The sequence below is a fragment of the Providencia hangzhouensis genome, assembly GCF_029193595.2.
GTDB classification, from domain to species: domain Bacteria; phylum Pseudomonadota; class Gammaproteobacteria; order Enterobacterales; family Enterobacteriaceae; genus Providencia; species Providencia hangzhouensis.
Map to the genome: position 1 here is coordinate 486,392 of NZ_CP135052.1, position 19,465 is coordinate 505,856.

At 40.0% G+C, this 19,465-nt stretch carries 11 protein-coding genes; 1 reads left to right on the top strand and 10 read right to left on the bottom strand.

Features of this window, described 5'->3' with window-relative positions:
- Positions 1–2: 2 nt before the first annotated feature.
- Positions 3–920: a hypothetical protein gene (locus PZ638_RS02135; RefSeq protein WP_226617268.1), complete on the bottom strand. Its 918-nt coding sequence runs from the start codon at positions 918–920 to the stop codon at positions 3–5.
- Entirely contained in the window at positions 871–1,326 is a 456-nt protein-coding gene (locus PZ638_RS02140; RefSeq protein WP_112307382.1) for a hypothetical protein, read from the bottom strand. Before PZ638_RS02140 ends, PZ638_RS02135 begins: the two co-directional genes overlap by 50 nt.
- Before the next feature lie 223 nt (positions 1,327–1,549).
- Here PZ638_RS02140 and PZ638_RS02145 point away from each other — a divergent pair, with 223 nt between their 5' ends.
- Positions 1,550–9,328, top strand: coding sequence for an Ig-like domain-containing protein (locus PZ638_RS02145; protein ID WP_275612218.1), 7,779 nt, complete (start codon positions 1,550–1,552; stop codon positions 9,326–9,328).
- 58 nt (positions 9,329–9,386) lie between these two features.
- Here PZ638_RS02145 and PZ638_RS02150 read toward each other — a convergent pair whose 3' ends face one another.
- The 8 genes from PZ638_RS02150 to PZ638_RS02185 all read right to left on the bottom strand — a co-directional run bounded on the left by PZ638_RS02150 (position 9,387) and on the right by PZ638_RS02185 (position 19,445).
- A complete protein-coding gene (locus PZ638_RS02150; protein ID WP_144139574.1) occupies positions 9,387–10,205 on the bottom strand; it encodes a helix-turn-helix domain-containing protein in 819 nt (272 codons plus the stop codon).
- Between the two features lie 506 nt (positions 10,206–10,711).
- Positions 10,712–11,938: an SGNH/GDSL hydrolase family protein gene (locus PZ638_RS02155; RefSeq protein ID WP_112307386.1), complete on the bottom strand. Its 1,227-nt coding sequence runs from the start codon at positions 11,936–11,938 to the stop codon at positions 10,712–10,714.
- Positions 11,910–13,079 (bottom strand): SGNH/GDSL hydrolase family protein, encoded by a 1,170-nt coding sequence (locus tag PZ638_RS02160; protein ID WP_094961456.1) that lies wholly within the window; start codon positions 13,077–13,079, stop codon positions 11,910–11,912. Before PZ638_RS02160 ends, PZ638_RS02155 begins: the two co-directional genes overlap by 29 nt.
- Positions 13,066–14,484 (bottom strand): MBOAT family O-acyltransferase, encoded by a 1,419-nt coding sequence (locus tag PZ638_RS02165; RefSeq protein ID WP_206277679.1) that lies wholly within the window; start codon positions 14,482–14,484, stop codon positions 13,066–13,068. Before PZ638_RS02165 ends, PZ638_RS02160 begins: the two co-directional genes overlap by 14 nt.
- Positions 14,485–14,833: 349 nt before the next feature.
- The gene (locus PZ638_RS02170; protein WP_164454927.1) at positions 14,834–15,643 is read right to left on the bottom strand and encodes a protein bax; all 810 of its coding nucleotides are present in this window, start codon (positions 15,641–15,643) and stop codon (positions 14,834–14,836) included.
- Positions 15,644–16,135: 492 nt separating this feature from the next.
- Positions 16,136–17,281 (bottom strand): DUF4056 domain-containing protein, encoded by a 1,146-nt coding sequence (locus PZ638_RS02175; RefSeq protein WP_094961455.1) that lies wholly within the window; start codon positions 17,279–17,281, stop codon positions 16,136–16,138.
- Positions 17,281–18,426 carry a BamA/TamA family outer membrane protein gene (locus tag PZ638_RS02180; protein ID WP_094961454.1) on the bottom strand — a complete coding sequence of 382 codons (1,146 nt, stop codon included), beginning with the start codon at positions 18,424–18,426 and terminating at the stop codon, positions 17,281–17,283. Before PZ638_RS02180 ends, PZ638_RS02175 begins: the two co-directional genes overlap by 1 nt.
- Positions 18,426–19,445, bottom strand: a complete 1,020-nt coding sequence (locus PZ638_RS02185; RefSeq protein ID WP_004261181.1) for a hypothetical protein — start codon at positions 19,443–19,445, stop codon at positions 18,426–18,428. The genes PZ638_RS02180 and PZ638_RS02185 overlap by 1 nt, the downstream gene beginning before the upstream one ends.
- Positions 19,446–19,465 lie beyond the last annotated feature (20 nt).

The following is a 19,465-nucleotide window of genomic DNA, read 5'->3' on the forward strand; positions in this document are numbered from 1 at the left end:
GCTTACTCCATTGATAATAAAGTTAATAGTTTTTTTCTGCTCTCAATGGTATTTTCTTTTAGCCATTGTGTAGTTTGATCTATTTTTAATATTTCTTCTGAAATTTTTTCATTCTGATTGTTTTTGTTTATTTTTTCTTCTAATAAGTAGACGGCTAATTTTCTTTTCCAGTCATCGTCAGCTTCTTTTATTGATTGTAAAACCTCTAAGTGCTCTTGTGCTGTGGAGGATAAAGCCAGAAGATGTGAGGAAATATCAGTTGCTAGCTCATTGTTTTCGGTCACGGAAATCATTTTTTGCGCTATATTGATATTCACTTTCTGTAATGTGTTCAGGGTTTCTTGAATATGATTAAGTTCTTCTGAGTAGTTTGCAGATTGTTGTTGAGTTTTTTTATTTTCTTTTTGGTAAAAGAAATGAAAGAAATTCAAACTCACTAACAGTAAAACTGAAATAGAAACCCCAAGAATAGAGGTTAAGAATGCAAAGGACATTGAATTAAGTGCCATTGAGATAGATGAGATCATGGCGTTCATTTTTTCTGAGACATCACCTTCTCCTCCAAGTGATGCTGATATTGCGGTGATCATCCCTGTTAATCCAATAAATGTTCCTATTAATCCTAATGACACAGTAACGGATGCAGATAATTTCGTTTGGTTTGAGAGTAATGTATAGTTGCTTTTTTTATTTTTATTAAATAATCGATGAAATAAAAATATAACTAAAGGATAAATATAAATCCCAATCATGGTGTAGCTGATTTCAGGGGCAAGTAATAGACATTGCTGAACCATTTCACGTACCGATTGTAATAAAAAACAAGCGAGAAACGTTGCGGCATAAAAAAATAATCCAAGATAATACATGTTATTTGTAATCCCAATAAATGCATGAGTTCCAACCTGGGCAATATTCACTTGTTCCTTGTTTTAGAACAATTTCTTTATTAATTCCCAGACTCTTAATTAGTGATGCCATATAAAGAAGGTTGTAGGTGTTTTTTTCTTTACTGTGGCTGATTTTATCATTGATGTAACCACTGATAATAACTTTATTACTTTTGTTTTTAACTATTTCTTGTTTGATTAAAGAGGTTTCATTGCTTGATAAATGAATTCCACCTTTAAAATAAAGACGTTTATTTGGGATATCTATTTGTATTTTTTCAAATTTTAATTGTCCATAATTAATATGGGTTTCTGCAGTTTTCATTCCACTGAAAATAAACACCATAGAAACTAAAATAATTATACATAGTGTTCCACTTAACCCATCAACCATTGGGGCTAGTTCTTCATCAGAGTTATCATCATTTTCTTCCATATCTAATTCTTTTATTTTAGAAACAATTTTATTAATTCAGGATTATATTATAATCGCTATTGAAATGAACTCACTGGAATTGGAGCTCAAAAAAAAAGATTGTCAGACCACATTATCTTAAATGACGTTTTATTTTTAATTAAATGGATATAATCGGTTTCATTAACGGCAGCTTATGGGTATATAGCTGATAACCCCATTTATTAATATAATGATATAGAACATGACAGATAAAACTATCACAGATAAATTAAAAAGCATAGAAATCCAAAAGTTTAAAGTTCAAGGGCTTGATTTAATTGTAACTAAGCCAGATGGTTCTATTGAGAACATTAAAAATGGGCTGTCTGAAGTTATTTTAGGAAATATGACATTATTGACTGAGCAGGGCGAGATTCTTTCACAAGATGAAATTCTATCATCAATAACATTAAATGTCGGTGCTGATGCTATTTATATCAAAGAGCAATTGACGAGTGACATCATTGAATATACGGATAGCCAAGCCTCAAAAAAGAATAATGAGCAAATTGAAGGTGAGGAACAGCAATATGATAACCGACAAGACGATGAACAAAGTTTCAGTGAAAAACTGGCGGAGTTAAATCAAAAAAACCAACAATTAGAAAAGGCGCTTCAGACCTTGTCTTCTGAGAAAGATGAAAAAGAGGTATTACTAAGTTCGTCATTAACAAAGCTCACAGAAGCGAAAAACCAGCTAAATCAAAAAAATAAAGCAGAGAAAGCACAAGTCGAAGACAGCAACTTAACCTTTCCTTCACCATCTGCACCCGTTGTTATGCCAATAAGTTCTTCATCACCCTCTCAGACTGCAAATAAACCATTAGCACCTTCCCAGATAGCTAAACCTATAACACAGGTTTTTATTCAAGGAAAATTAAGCGAAGAATCCGACTCAGGGAAAAGGGGGGATAATATTACGAATATTAATACACCAATATTTACTGGGGTTATCTCTCCTGATAGTCAGGGTTATCTAACGATTAATGATAACAAATATTCGGTCACAGTGGATAAAGATGGAAAGTGGTCATTAAAAATCACTGAGCCGTTAGAAGATAAAGTATATGAATATTCATTAGTTGCTTTTTCCGGTGAAGGTAAGCCTGTGACGGTGAATGGCCAATTTGAAGTCGACACTCAGCTTGATAATCTCTCTGTTAGCCTTGATGGGCATTCGGATACCGAAACGTCGGCGGAGAGACTAACTAACAAGCAAGTTCCTACTTTTATAGGGAAAGCTGAAGCTGGTAGTACGGTAACGCTAACGATTGCAGGACAAACATTATCGGCAATTGCTGATGATAAAGGTACGTGGCGAATAACAGTCGAGAAACCATTGGCCGATGGAGTATCAAACTTCCAAATCACTGCCGTGGATCCTGCTGGTAACCAAAAAATCATCACTGAGAGCGTTACTATCAAAACATCAAAACCAGATGCTAGTGTACTGCTTGATAACTCAACGGTTTTTTTGACCAGCAAAGTAAAGCCAACGCTTACGGGAAAAACAGATTCGAATTCCAATGTCATCGTTAAGGTAGCTGGAAAAGAGTACTTCACTAAGGCGAATGAACAGGGTGATTGGTCACTCACTATTAGTGATAACTTAGCTGATGGCTCACATATATTAAATGTTAAGGTAACAGATAGCGTAGGAAATCAGGGTGTTTTTATCCAAAGCCTGATAGTCGACACGACACTACCGGCTGCGACCGCGACGCTCACCGAAAGCAGCGATTCCGGCGCCAAAGGGGACAATCTTACGCAACACCAAGCAGTCACTTTGGAAGGGATAACCAAACCGCAATCGGCGGTGGTGATCCAGTTTGCGGGGCAGGAGTACAGCACCCTTGCCGATAAAGACGGGCAGTGGCAAGTGGCATTACCCGCAGTCAATCAAGACGGTGAGTATGATTATCAAGTGAGTGTGACCGATACCGTCGGAAATATCGGGATGTCCAAGGGGCAATTCACTGTGGATACTCAGGTGGATAGCCTAGCGGTCCACCTTGATACACTGTCTGATAGTGGCAAGGTTGGCGACCATATCACTCAAGAGTCGCGTCCGCATTTTTCAGGCAAGGCGGAAGCGGGGAGCCGTGTCGAGTTGACGATTGACGGGCAACACGTGGTCACGACAGCGGATAGCCATGGGGCTTGGTCGGTGGTGACACAAAATGTATTCGCCGACGGCACCTATGATTATACGGTGAAAGCCACGGATATGGCAGGCAATAGCACCGTGGTTACAGAGTCCGTGCAGATAAAAACCACATTGCAACCGACGACGTTACAACTCAATAACCAGTCTGATTTGATGACTAACCAACCGCTCCCGACATTATCTGGGCAATCCGAGCCCCACGCGACGATACAGGTTTCACTGAGTGGGGAAATTTACTCAACGGTGGCCGATGCACAGGGCGCTTGGTCGATTATGGTCACCTCGCCGCTCGCGTCGGGAAGCCACTCGCTCAAGGTGCAGGTCACCGATATTGCTGGAAATAGCGAGAAAATCAGCGAGACGGTATGGGTCGACACGACGCTACCGGCTGCGACTGCGAAGCTCACCGAAAGCAGCGATTCCGGCGCCAAAGGGGACAATCTTACGCAACACCAAGCAGTCACTTTGGAAGGGATAACCAAACCGCAATCGGCGGTAGTGATCCAGTTTGCGGGGCAGGAGTACAGCACCCTTGCCGATAAAGACGGGCAGTGGCAAGTGGCATTACCCGCAGTAAGTCAAGACGGTGAGTATGATTATCAAGTGAGTGTGACCGATACTGTCGGAAATATCGGGACGTCCACCGGGCAGTTTATTGTCGATACTCAGGTGGATAGCCTATCGGTCCACCTTGATACACTGTCTGATAGTGGCAAGGTTGGCGACCATATCACTCAAGAGTCGCGTCCGCATTTTTCAGGTAAGGCGGAAGCGGGGAGCCGTGTCGAGTTGACGATTGGCGGGCAACACGTGGTCACGACAGCGGATAGCCATGGGGATTGGTCGGTGGTGACACAAAATGTACTCGCCGACGGCACCTATGATTATGCAGTCAAAGCCACGGATGTGGCAGGTAATAGCACCGTGGTTACAGAGTCCGTGCAGATAAAAACCACATTGCAATCCACGACGTTACAACTTAATAACCAGTCTGATTTGATGACTAACCAACCGCTCCCGACATTATCTGGGCAATCCGAGCCCCACGCGACGGTACAGGTTTCACTGAGTGGGGAAATTTACTCAACGGTGGCCGATGCACAGGGCGCTTGGTCGATTATGGTCACCTCGGTACTCGCGTCGGGAAGCCACTCGCTCAAGGTGCAGGTCACCGATATTGCTGGAAATAGCGAGAAAATCAGCGAGACGGTATGGGTCGACACGACACTACCGGCTGCGACCTCGACGCTCACCGAAAGCAGCGATTCCGGCGCCAAAGGGGACAATCTTACGCAACACCAAGCAGTCACTTTGGAAGGGATAACCAAACCACAATCGGCGGTGGTGATCCAGTTTGCGGGGCAGGAGTACAGCACCCTTGCCGATAAAGACGGGCAGTGGCAAGTGGCATTACCCGTAGTAAGTCAAGACGGTGAGTATGATTATCAAGTGAGTGTGACCGATACTGTCGGAAATATCGGGACGTCCACCGGGCAGTTTACCGTGGATAGCAATATCACGCTGACTGCACACTTAGACCCAGCGAGCCAAGACAATTCGAATGCGTTGATAACCTACTCAAAACGGCCACAAATTAGTGGAGAAGCAGATCCCGAAAGCAAAATTACCTCTGAGTTTAAAGGACAAATTAAAACGGTTTACGCCGATAGCCAAGGAAAATGGTCTCTGATTTTTGATGTTGATGCGAATGAAGGCAAGGATAATCACTACAAGGTCATCGCAGAGGACGCTGCTGGTAACAAAGAGACAATTAGTCAGAGTTTTACATACCTGCCCTCATCAGTAGGATCTGGAGACATTCACCCCCCGACTTTAACCGCCACATTAGATGCTGCGTATGATAGTGGAAAGCAAGGTGACTATATCACTAATATTAAAGCGCCTAAATTTACTGGGAACGCCACGGTGGGGGCTAAAGTTAGACTGACAATCGGGAATGAAAGTTTCTCTACATTGGCAGATAAAGTCACTGGAAATTGGGAAATCCAAGTTAAAGAGCTCGCGGAAGGGAATTGCCAGTATCTTGTGACGGCGGAACACCCAATAAATGGGCAAACAAAGGATATTTCTGGGAATATTTTTATAGATACTACTGCTCCTGTATCCACAATTGAACTAAGTACAGAAACGGATACTGGAACCAAAGGAAACTTTATTACTGCACATCGTAAACCTGTATTTACAGGAAAAAGTGAGCCGGGAAGTGAAATCACTCTGGAACTAAATAATGAGTCGGTTTCGACAGTTGTTGATAACAATGGTTTCTGGAGTTTATCTTTACCTAATGAATTACCAAAAGATTTTATTGGTGATTATAAAGTTACCGTTACGGATACGGCAAATAATCAATTTGAAACAATAGACACACTGACGATTAATTCGAGTAAACCGGAGATTACCGATGCTGCTCTGGCTTCACCTTGGAAGAGAGGTTATCATCATGGTGATAAATCAACCAATGATTTAGAGGCAACTTTTACAGGAAAAGTCACCCCTGGTTCAAGTTTACAATTTAAGTTTAGACTGAGTAAGAAGGATGAGCATATTTTCTCCATCTCAGACATTGATAAAAATGGAAATTGGTCTTTTAGCTTACCGCCAGGTTTTCTTAAAGTGGATCGCCGTTATGACCTTGATAATTTGGTATTAATTGCAACGTCTCCAGCTGGGTTGACGACAGAAAAGGTGATTGAAGAAAAAGGGATTCAAATAAAGGATTGCGTTTTAAATGTGGCATTTCAAGTTGCGGCAGAGTCGAGTAGCACTGGGGAAGTTGATAACTCACTAAGCTCAAGTCGTTCTCCAAAGTTACAGGGAAAGATTTCAGGGGCATCGGATAGAGATGAGCTTACAGGAACCATTTTTATTGGTGGAAAAACTTATTCAATAGCTTTTGGTAAAAGCAGAAGCTCATGGAATTTCAAAGTCCCCGACGATGTCCAATTACCATTGGGGGAAGTCCCTTATACCCTCAAATTTAAAGATGTTTATGGTTCGGTAAGGGAAGTATCTTCTTCTGTATTTATCAGTGATTTCAAGTTTTACCTTGACCCAGATACAGATTCTGGCCAAATCGGTAACCACTATACCAATCATAAAAAACCCGTTTATAAAGGCAAAATAACAGCCGGTGGCACGATCTCAGCCAAAGTAAATGGTAATAGTTATCCTATTCAAGCCAATGATCAGGGAGAGTGGTGTTTCGAAGTACCGATTAAAGGGGATGGCGCTTACCATATTAGTTTTATCCAAGACGATGGTACAGTTTCAGTTGGGCAAACAACACTTAATATCCTCACTAAGGCACCCATATTTAATCATTTTCAGGTTGCTGAGGAGCAACTTCATGCGGGTACACAAGTTGCGAATGTAACCAATCCTAAATTGGTTTTCACTTATAATGGAAATATGGATTATTACTTGATAAACGTGAATGGAAAAACGACTCGACATAATAAGCTAAAAACTAAATATAATGGCTCTAAAACAGTTTTTGCTAATGAGCTGGCATTACCTGACGGCGAGCATGTGGCAAAAATAACTGCATTTGATATCGCGGGTAATAAAACTGAGCATGAAGTAATTATTAAAGTGCTCAGTGATGAATCCGGTAAGACTGCCCCAAGTATTGAATTTGGTGTGAATGATAAACAATTAATTTCTGAGAAAGATGGCAAATTACTTTTCAACCAAAATGATTTAACACTCACGGGGACTACAAGCGTCGCAAGCCTAGTTACCATCAAAGACATAAATGGAAAAATACTTGGTACGACAAAGGCAAATAATCAGGGGAGTTGGCAGCTGAAATTACCCAGTGATGTTGTTCCTGTAGGTATTAAGGATGGTGAAAAAATTCAATTATCGGTTACGGCAAAGGATTTAGCTAATCGTGAAACGCAGTTTGAGTTTGATTTGGTATATGACATTACCCCACCAGTATTGAATGCGGTATTAGACGAACAATCATCAAATGGCGGCACTATTCATGTTAATCAACCAACATTTAATGGAACAACCAAAGTCAATTCGGAAGTACGCTTGACGATCAATGGAAATATTTATCACACGACTGCGGATCACGATGGTAACTGGCAAATTAAACTATCTGATAAAGAGGCCCTTGCTGAGGGAACTTACTCGTATGAAATCGAAGCTCAAGACATTTTTGGCCAAATTAGTCTACAACCTATCTCAGGCAATTTTACAGTAAAAACCATTGCTGTGGCGACCGGAGGGTTAATGTCAGACTCAGATTCGGGTATTCAAGACGATAATTGTACAAATATAAATAAGCCTATATTTACTGGGATAACTGAACCGAATGCGACAATCCGATTAGTTTTCGATAATAAAATTGCCTCAACATTTGAAACTATCGCTAATGAAAAAGGGGAGTGGTCTATTCACGTTGATACTGAGTTAAGTGAAGGTCTTCATGATTATGTCATTTTTGCGATTGATAATATTAAAGGTATTAAAGGACAAGTTTCTGGGCAATTGGTTATTGATACATTAGCACCTGACTACCTTATTGGTGGTGTGGTGGATCCTATAGACTCCAGCACTAAACAGAATATTTTAACCAGTATGACGAGGCCGACTTTTGCTGGGATTGCAGAGCCTAGCACTTATTTGGAAATCACAGTTGGTCAAGAGATCTACACGAATATCCTTGTTGATAAACAAGGGGAGTGGAGCTTTACGTTAACAGAACCACTAATCGATGGGACACATGATTATCATATAAGGGTAACTGACATTGCGGGGAACTTAGGGACAGACAATTTAACCGGAAAAATTACTGTTGATACTCAAGCGCCAGAAATTTTAGGGGGGCTAAATAACACCACTGACTCAAGCCACAAGGGCGATAATATAACGAATATCAATAAGCCAAAATTTAGTGGGGTGACAGAGGCTGAGGCAGTTATTGCGCTTGAAATTGACGGTAAAATCTATCAAGGGGTGGCGGATGAAAAAGGAAAATGGGCGATATCTGTTACTGATGCCTTGATTGATAAAACCTATGATTATCGTATTGAAGTTAAAGATGCCGTGGGAAATAGGCAGGCGCTTACAGGGCAAATGACGATTGATACTAAAGCCCCTGAGCTTGTTGGTCACTTAGATGTTATGACTGACTCTGGCGAAAAAGGCGATGATATAACTAATATTAATACGCCAAAATTCAGTGGGACAACGGAGCCAGACACTCAGGTATTTTTAACCATTGATAATCATACCTATGAACAAAAAGCGAATAAACTGGGTCAATGGGAAATATCGGTATTGAACCCATTAGCTGAAGGTGTGCATGACTATGAAATTAATGCATATGACAAAGCGGGTAATCAGGCACAGCAATCAGGAAAGGTGACTATTGATACCAAAGCCCCTGAGCTTGTTAGTGGCTTAGATATTATGACTGACTCTGGTGAAAAAGGCGATGATATAACCAATGTAAATACGCCAAAATTCAGTGGGACAACGGAGCCAGACACTCATGTATTTTTAACCATTGATAATCATACCTATGAACAAAAAGCGAATAAACTGGGTCAATGGGAAATATCGGTATTGAACCCATTAGCTGAAGGTGTGCATGACTATGAAGTTAATGTATATGATCAGGCAGGAAATCAGGCACAGGTTAAAGGTAATCTTACTATTTATTCCGATTTGCCCGATGCAACTGTAACGCCAATAGATAATACAGGCGGTACTCAGGTGGATATCCCGCCAATAGATACCTTAGCGCTTCCATCTGATATCGAGGAACACTATTTTTAATTGAATAATAGCCCTACCATGAAAATGGTAAGGCTAAAGTTTAAAGGTGAATAAAGTACTAAATCAAGGAATGGGGGAAGCTTGGCTGCGCATGAAAACTTTTAAATGCCAGTAAAAAATAAGGGACATCATCATAGCCGACTTCTTGGGCGATACGTGTCATAGGCATATTTTCTGTTCTAGATAATATCATTGCTTTGTTCATTCGGGACATTAAGCTAATTTTGGAAAAACATGTATATTCACTGGCTAGTCGTCGTTTAAGGGTTGAAGGACTCATATGGAGTTTTTTTGCGATAGTATCTAGAGTAAGGCATTGTTTACCTGCGCTATGAAAAATTAAGTCATACACTTTATCTTTTATCGAGATATTCATTGAGGCATATAATGTAGAGGAAAATTCATTCACCAGTAAAAAAAATGATAGAATAAAGTTTAAATGAATATGAATAACATTATGGCTGGTCGGTGAGTTAGCTTCTTTAATTGCAGAATGAAATACATCTTCAATAATCGGGTTTTCTTGTAAGCTAGTACAACAAATTTGGCTTATTGAGTGTGTCTTTTTCTTATTAATAAATAATGCTGCATGCTGTTGGTAAAAGGATTTTAACATATCGGTGGTCATTGGAAGTACATCTACAGCCAGCAGATTGTGATTATCAAGATTGATTATCTCAATTGAAGATCCTTTGGGGAGAAAACAGATATCTGCAGCCGTTAGTCTTTGCCATGGACCTTCTTCTATCCGTATTTCAATTTCGCCAGACCTCACTTTAAATAGTAGAGAGTGAGTTAGATAAAAGCTATTTTTTATTTTATTTGATAGGGTTTCAATATAGGTATGAAACGATTTAACACAGAAATTAGTCGACATTTTTGAACCTAAATAAATATTACCTACGATTATTACCGTAAAATTATTCTGGTTGTGTCAAAGAATTGTTCACGGCTTCCATATTTTTAACAACAAACCTTGAGCTTGCATAAGCTGAAAGATCGATTTGTTATTACTTCCTGACTTAATAAACTTCAGTGTATAGCGATGTGGTTTATTAAAAGGAACGCAGGGATACTAATTTTATATAGGGTATATTGATTTAATTACTGGTCACGATTTTTTATGTTTTTGAGAGAGAACAATAAATTCTTAACGAGTCAGTAATATTCCGAGAGTCATTATTTTAACTCATTGTTTTTATTTAAAATAATTATTTTTATTTTAATATTGGAATTATGTTTTTAGAGTAACAAAAAGATAAGTAAGAAAAAACAAAGTGAAATGACAACTATTAGGTGCTTAACATTAAAAAATAGTAGGAGTAAATAAAAAGGCAGAGTACGTTGAATATACTTCTGCCTTATCGTGCGTTGGACCAGTAATCAATTCAATATTTGGTTTAACTGACTATATAGGCCTTGTGCGCTCTTCTTATAACCCTCGACGGAGAGGTGCACATTATCAGGTCGTGCTAAATCTTGTGCTGCCCATGTGCGAATTGAACAAGGGCCACCCATAAAGGCTTGCCAGTCCCAAAATAGCGTATTTTCCTGAGCGGCAACTGTTTTTTGAATTTGAATCACACTCGTTAAATTCACTGGCATCTGAGCTTGGCAACTCGCCGCATCATTAAATTTAAGTGAATCATTCGGGCCGATAAGTAAAATAACGCTATTTGGCATTTGTTGGCGAATTAAGCGAATTTTGGCGCGTAAATTTTGCTCGTAAGCGGCTAAATCTAATGTATCGTTAAAAGCTTCATTGGTTCCATAGGCTAAAATCACCATATCAGGGGACATTTGAGCTAAGGTTTCGCTCCATTGTGGTTGCCATTTATCTGTCATACTCAGTGTTGCACCATTGAGCCCAAGAGCTGAAAACATTACTCCTGGTTTTTGCGAACGCACTAACCACCCACCAATTTTCAACCCATCACCTTTATTAACAGTAACTTGGGCTGGAAGCTGGGTATTTACAGGGGACGAAAATACCCACTGGTTGCCTGTGGCTGGCAATGCAACATTGGGGGAGACGGCAGGAGCGACACGCATTTGTGAGTCACTTGTGCTTTGGTATAGAGTTTGTAGCTGATAAGCACCTAGCGCAGGCTGTAAAGGCTTGAGCACTACTTTACTGTTGGCTGCTTGTGGCTCGGCAATTAGCCCACCCAGTGGGTAATCAAAGCGTTCATCTTTGCGGCTTGAAGCCAGTGACCACTCTTTCTTTTCGCTCATACGGTTAATGGTCGCTGTTCGTTGCCCAGGTACCGAAATCGGAGGAATGAAGCCTGGGCCCGCGTCACCATAACGTTGCTGAAATAATGTTCTTAAATTACCGCTGAAAAAGTCAGCGGCTGTATGTGAATCACCAATTTGGACAATGTGAACTTGTTGGTTGCCTTGGCGTAATTTATTCGCCAATTGTGGCAAATTAGGCTCTGAGTTATTGACCAACTGCCCTTGTGCAACGACTGGCTGGCCTTTAGGCAGGCTAGTCGTGCGAGTTTTGTCTGATGTGTTCTGGCAAGACAATAAGCCCAGCGACAAAAGCGCAATCACGCTACCCGCCAATATTTTGGACTTAGCTTGACACAGTTTGTTCAGTTTCATGAGGTTCCTTTTCTTCCTCTTCTTCGAAATGAATGAGTGAGAATACTTTTTCAGCAATCAATTGTTGACCTTTTCCGCTGAAATGGATCCCGTCACCACTTCGCAATTTAATGGTACTACTCGCATCACCGATATAGTCAGAATAGGTATCGCCTTTATATTTAAAGACATCATTGACCGAAAAGTAAATTTCACCGTTGTCTTCAACTTCAGATTGGTAGAGGCTACTTAAGAATTTCATGCCATCGGAGAGCGTATTTTTACGCATATTAGGAGGCCCAACCCAAATAACATCAACATTGTGCTGGCGAGCAGTCGATATTATATCACCAATTCGTTCACGGTACACTTTTTCCCAATCTTCACTTTTAAATTTGACGTATTTATAACCCGTCTGTGGTGGCATATCCCAAGGGTCGTTAGGTCCTAAAAAAATGACTAAAACCTTAATGTTGGGGTTATCATTCAATGCCTTAGCAATGGTTTGTGGCCAATTGAAAAAGCGTGGATACGCCAGTCCTGTACTTTGCTTGCTTAGGTTAATGCTATCGATATTATATTTTTTCAAGAGCATGTTTTTAACATGTGGAGCGACGCCTTGCATCATGGAGTCCCCCGCGAACAGGACTTGTTGGCCCTTTTCGATATTGGCAATATGTTTTGCCACGATTGGCTGATCTTTTTTGATTGTAAAACCACCAAAGTTAATTTTCTGGTTTTTCTCTCTAACTTGTGGCCGTTTAAGCCGCTCAGGGAAAGTAATCGATAAGCTTTCAGCTGGATAAATATAGCCATTTACGAAATGAAGACCAATTTGAAACTCTTTGGGGAAACTGAGTTTTTTATCTTTATTGGCCAGTTCAAGCTCTGCGGCTTGTTTGTCTTCCTGCGCTTTTTGCCCTGATGCGTAATAAGTGAATAAGCTTCCTGCTTCAAGCGCACCATCATGTAAATAAGCACCATAATCCCAGATAGGATTCCCTGCCATTTTTGCCCATGGGGTATCTTGGTGATATTTTTGCTGCCAAAATCGTTCTAGTGAGCTTTGATTCAACCAAATTAATAATAGGCCAGCAATTAGGACAATAAATAAAATCTGCCCAACTTTGATTAGGGTATTTTTAAACTCAGAAGTTAGCATAAATAAACCCCGGCATACCTGAAGGAGAAAGCATAAACATAATAGTTAGAATAATCGCGAGCGGAATAGGATAATAATACCAAGGAATGGTTTGGTATTTTTTTGCCACATAATGGTAGCCTTGTACAAAATAAGGGTAGGTAATCAGTAGTAGCCAAAATGCGATTAGTAAGCCTAGGCTTGCATTAATTGAAGCAATAAAACCAGGTGCAATGATTTGATTGGCCATTAACAGGGCATCATCAAATGAGGGGCTACGGAAGAAAACCCATGCAAAGCAGACAAAATGGAAAGTAATAATTCGTGACACCCAAACGGATAATGTTTTATTAGGAATCACTTGGGTCCATCCTAATTTTTCCATGCATAAACTCTTAAGATTGAGTAGCACAATTCCTAATCCATGAATGGCTCCCCAAACTACAAATGTCATTGCTGCACCATGCCATAACCCTGAAATGACCATCGCAAGGAATACATTGGTATTCATACGGCTAAAACCTTTGCGGTTACCGCCTAGGGGGATATAAATATAGTCGCGAATAAATGTAGATAAGCTGATGTGCCAACGGGCCCAAAACTCTTTTAAATTTGCAGCTAAATAAGGCGCATTAAAGTTAACAGGGACTCTAAATCCTAATAATAACGCGATGCCCGTCACCAGATTGGTATAACCTGAGAAGTTAAAGTAAATATTCCAAGCATAGGCATAGGTTGCTACTAGGATCTCTCCCGCATTGTAACCCACGGGAGAATCAAAGACTGGATTTACAAAATTTTCAGACAAGTAAGAGCTAAATAAAAACAATTTCACTAGTGCTAATGAAATAAGCAATATCGCTTTTCGAGGATCTAAAACCTCACGGCTTTCCGCTTGTATTTGGGGAAGAAAGTTCTTCGCGCGGTTGATTGGCCCTGCGACGATGCTCGGAAAAAATGCAAGATACAATGTTACATCAAAGAAATCGGCTTTAGGAATTTCTTTGCGACAAACTGATACCGTATAGCTTACCGAATGGAATACATAAAATGAGAGTCCAAGCGGTGCGAGTATTTCCAATATAGGAAGACCAACACTAAAACCAAATTTATCGAGTGTTTGCTGAATAGTCTCTTGGAAGAATGAGTAATATTTAAAGGTGGTAAAGAAGCCAACAATGACAGCGGTAAGAATACCGTATATCCATCGACTAGAGAGCCAATTGGTTGCCACGTTGGTAAGCAAATAAATAATCAGTGTGTAGCTAAATAAGATATAAGCAAAGTCAGGACTAAATGAATAAACAAAAAAATAGCTAGCAGTGATTAATAAGCCATTTTGTAACTTTGCACTGGGCTGACAACCCCAATAAATAAGAAAAAAAATCAAGAAAGAGCCAAGAAACTCAAAAGAGAAGAAATTCATATTAGACTCAAAGATGTTAATTATTTTGTTAGAAGGTTAGGGTATATGATATTTGATCTCTTTTTCTATGCAATCAGAATATTGCTTGTCATATTGCTCGTCATATTTCGAGCGGTGACTTTGTTGGCTACGTTCAGCTACCCTAGTCACATACTTATGTATGCTCCTAGGGGTAGCTTCTCTTGCCGCCTCGCCACCACTCGAACTATTTAAGGCAATAGAGTAAATCTAAAAAAACATAAAAAATGAATTAGTCGAATGAGTTAAGTAAGTTAAATACGGTTTGTGAGGGATAAAAAATCCACTTAGTTAAGTGGATTTTTTATGTCTTGTACCTGGTGATACAAAATTAAATGCGAGTGGCTGCTCTTTGCTGAGCTTGTGTAATCAATTCTTCATTACTCGCGTACATCTCTTGTAAATAGCGGTTATAAGTAGAACCTAACTCTGAGTACCCTTTCATATCATTGATTAACTTTTTAGTATCTAGCTCATCTTTTGATAGACGCTGTTTTGCTCGTGAAGTACGTAGTGACTCATAAGCATTATGGGTATTCATATTTTTCATATAAGCAGTCACGGTCTCTTCTACAGAAGAATATGTAGAATAGCCTTTAATCTTTCCTTGTTTGGTCTGGCAGCCACTACCGCAGCGCATACCAAATAAATTACCGTTTTGCAGAGCAAGTTGTGATGTACCCCAACCAGACTCTGTTGCTGCTTGTGTGGCAACTAAGTGTGTTGGCATGATGTCGACACGACTCAATAGTTTGTTCCAATTTAAACGTTTTGGATTACTACATTTCATACCATAGCTATTACAGATTTGTTCAAGACGGCGCAACTCTTGTGCGCTCCACTTCTTATTAGCTTGTACTGATAGCAACCAAGTACGTTCAGCCATAATCTGCTTATTCACTTTTTCAATAACAGGGACAACCGTTTTCAAAAATGCTTTCTTTCGAGGCGTACCAGAAGGGTATTTACGCAAGTCAGGGAGTGAGGTTTTAGCCTGACTTACATTCTGTTGCACAGTCTTATTAGTATACTCTTTATTGAGCATTGTGCTGGTACTGGTGGAGCCCATACTCAGGCTCGAAAATAAAAGTAAAAATAAGAAAGCGAAGACGGCGTTTGTCCTCATCGTTCGAGAGGGCATTTGCTTCTCCTAAGTATCTCTGAACAAAATTCGAGCGAATATTAGCAGATTAATTTTTCACGAGCTACATTTATCCGGATGACATTAAGGAAACTTCTGTATTATTTTGTGGATTTTTTTATATTAATATGAATGTATTGATTTTAAATGACCTAATGGTTTCGTTTGGTATATTTTCATATGATGAATGATAAGTTAAACTATTTATTCCCGTGGCGTTTGCGCTTTACTTAAGTTAAATTTGAGTAAAAAACACACAATTCATTTAGTTATTATAGGGTTATTTTGTCTGAAAAATAAGCAGTTGGTAGTCTGTTTTTTGACCGAAATGAGTTCTCCATCGTTTTATTAAAGCCTATCGAGGCGACAAAAGTGAAATAAGATTATTATCTGCAAATGAGTAAAAAGTGACATTTACCTTAAATTTTAAGCGCAACAATGTCAGGATAAAGTCCTATAGGGTGAGTCATATGGATATCACAAATAGTCCCTTTAAGGTTTTAAAATTTGTTGCAGTAAATCTTGTTGCTTCGCATCTTCCGCCAGCTGTGGAAAATCTGCCACTGTCCAATAAGAGGTCGGTTTGGGGAGCTGTTTCATATTTCCAGTAGGGAGCAAACGCAGTTGTGCGAGTAATGACAAATCATATTTGAGATAGCGGTCAGGCAACGTTAAAAATAAGCCTTCAGATGGCATAATTTGTGGGGGCATCAGAGGATAACGTTGGTCACTTGTTTGGTAATCTCTTGTTAAAACAAGAAATTTCTCTGGTACTCTACGGTAACTGTTCCACCATAAACCATCAACGCTATCAAATATTTTTCGCGTGGTTTTTCTATCTTTGCTACCGAGTTGGTGAAGGGCCAGTGGAAGAATATTTTCCATTGATTGAGAGTAAGTGGCTAAAGAGCCTGCTCGGCCTTGTAGTATCAAAGTTAAGGCGAGACGGGAACCAAGTAAATTTGAGTACAGGTCTTCAGGGGAAAATGCGGAAACCCCTTCAGAAAACCCCGGTACAGATTGATAGCCATACCACTGTGCAATTTCATGCCATACCGCGAGTTGGAAAGCCAATTTTGCGGCTAAGTAGGCGCTTAGTGTATAGCGCTGTTTGGCGGATTTCGGCGGTTCAAATGCACTGAAATGTATTTGTCTATCCGCTAATTCTTCACTCAGTGACAACGACCATTGTTGGCCTAGACGTGGGTAAATTTGGCTAAATAAGTAAAAAGTATAATCTGCAGTATCTCTGACATGGGAAATATCAATAAACCCGCTTTTATCCGTATAGAGTAAGCCTATTTTTTCATTACTGAGCCCCATTAATGCCGCAGAGGCACCTAAAAAGCTGTCATTATAATGATGTTCTCCTAGGCTATCTGCTTCAACGATATTATCGATAGTGTAAAACGGGACAGGTAATCCCCATAGCTCAGCTTGCAAGTTGTAGCCAAAGGCGCAGCAAGCGCGCAAACCTTGTGGTGGGGCTAAGGAAGCAATAATAGGCCAATTTTGTGAGGCTTCTTCAAAAGTATAGGGGGTAATGACAGGCTCAATAGTGGGTAATTCCAGTTTGTCATGACTTTGGCAGGCGGCTAATAAAAGTCCAATCCCCATTGCCAGAACCCATTTGAACATTAAAACGCCTCCCCAACTTGAAAATATACCCCTGTACTGTTGCGGCCGACACCGAAATCCAAGCGAACATTCATTCTTGGTTTAAATTCAAAACGATAGCCTACGCCAACGGTGGGCAACCAATGCCCTTGGCCTAATTCAGAGGCAGTATCACTCATGGTTCCTGTTCCTAGCCAGCCTACAACGCCATGACGCCAATCGAGTTTATGACGAAGTTCTATTTGGCTGGTGAATATATTGTTATCACGATAACGACCTTCATAATACCCGCGCATGCGGTTACCATTACCGAGTAATGATAGCTGGTTCCACGGTACATTTCCGGTTGAAAACCTCGCATAATTGTCGAATGCAATAACAGTCTCTTCGGCTAAGGCATGGTAATAGGCATATTGTAATTGGGTGGTTTGGAAACGTGTATCGCTACCGAGGGTAGGCGCAAAATAAGTATAGATGGCCTCAAAAGCTTGCCCATGATAGGCATTGGGCAGAAAATCTCGTGTGTCATAACTGTAGTATGCACTGATGCCTGAATTTAACACCGAACGACCCCCAATTGAATTGGAGAAATACTGTTTGGCGCCATCATCAGGATCGCTGGCATTGATTGATGAAAAGTTCCAACCAAGACCAATATAAGTCGAATCGGCTAATTGATATAAGACTCTTGGGGTTATTTGGAATTCTTGGGAATGGTACTTTTCTTTATTGTGATCGTTTTTCCCTGCAGAATATCCCTTACCCCAGTAATAAGTGGGAATATTGTTAATGGTGCCGGAAACAAATAACCGCCACTGGTCGTTATCAATAAAATTATAGTTGGTAAAATTTAAGCCAAACGCGCCTGTAGACGACGCAAAACCGCTTAAGCCAATAGAAGACGGCTGGGTTTGTTTATCTTCTTTATCTATTCGATATAAACCAACCAGCGCAGTACCAATACCAACGCCCATTTCGGGGGTATAAAATGGCCCCGGTAATACGCCCCAATCGACAGTTTTACTTTCATCAAAGCTATTTTTTCCACCGAGATCGTTTAACCAGCCATCGATTTGCTGGCGATCAGGGAGTAAATCAGCTTTAGCGGGAAAAATAATAAAAAGGCTGAGCAAGGCCAGCCTTTGGATAATTGCCGAATGCCACATTAAAAACGGAATTCCCCAGAAATATAAAAACTATTTCGGTTATTAAAACCGACTTCTGTTAACACATTAAAGTTTCTAGTGAGTTCGACACGGGCACCGATAGTATTATTCCATTTATGGGCAAGATGCTGTTTAACATCGAATTTTGCATCGTCTGGCGCTAATGCCATCAACCCACTCAATTCAGGCGGTAAATCTAGTTTATTAATATCACCTTTGAATCGTTGGGTAATATCTTGATACATGGCACCAGTCCAAATTTGTAGCTTTGTATTACCTTGACCAGGGATTAAAGGTTCAAAGATAAATTCATAACCAACCCGAGGAGTTACAACAAAAGCAGTAATGTCACCGTCTAAGATATCAAGGCTTGTTCTGGTATAGTTAAAATCTAATGTACTAAAGAATTGGTTATACCCACCAGCGAAGGTAACACCACCACCATACGTTTTTCCTTTATAATCTAATTCAAAAGGTAGATTTTTACCGATATCAATTATATTTTCTTTGCCAAAAATTTTGACCCGAGCTTTTACACTATCAAGATTTGTGGTTGATGTTCCTTTGGTTTTTCCATAAACGCCATATACGTTCATAAATGGAAAGACCCAAGTATCGAGTTTTAACATATGTGATTCATTCTTACTGCGTGTATGTCCTGTTTTAATCATTAAGTCATCATTTAAATCGAATTTAACAAAAGGAATATTTACGCCCTTTTCTGATTTAAAGGCTATTTTGTCAACTTTTATATCTTGACGTAGGTTCATATATCCGTAGCCGATCCCAAAAGGTTCCGGTAAATCATACCCTCGAGCGCGGGCTTCATCGCCCCAAATCGGCAGTACTCGTGACTCTGTGGTAGAAGAACGAGTAATGCCGCCTTCGCTGTTACTTTGTGGGACTCCAGACTCACTCACGGAGACCGAAAATAACGGACGATCACTATCGGCAAAGCTCACAGACATGCTCATAATAGAAGAAAGAATCAGTGCAGTACTGAATTGAATGCGTTTCATAAAATTGGCTCAATCTTTAG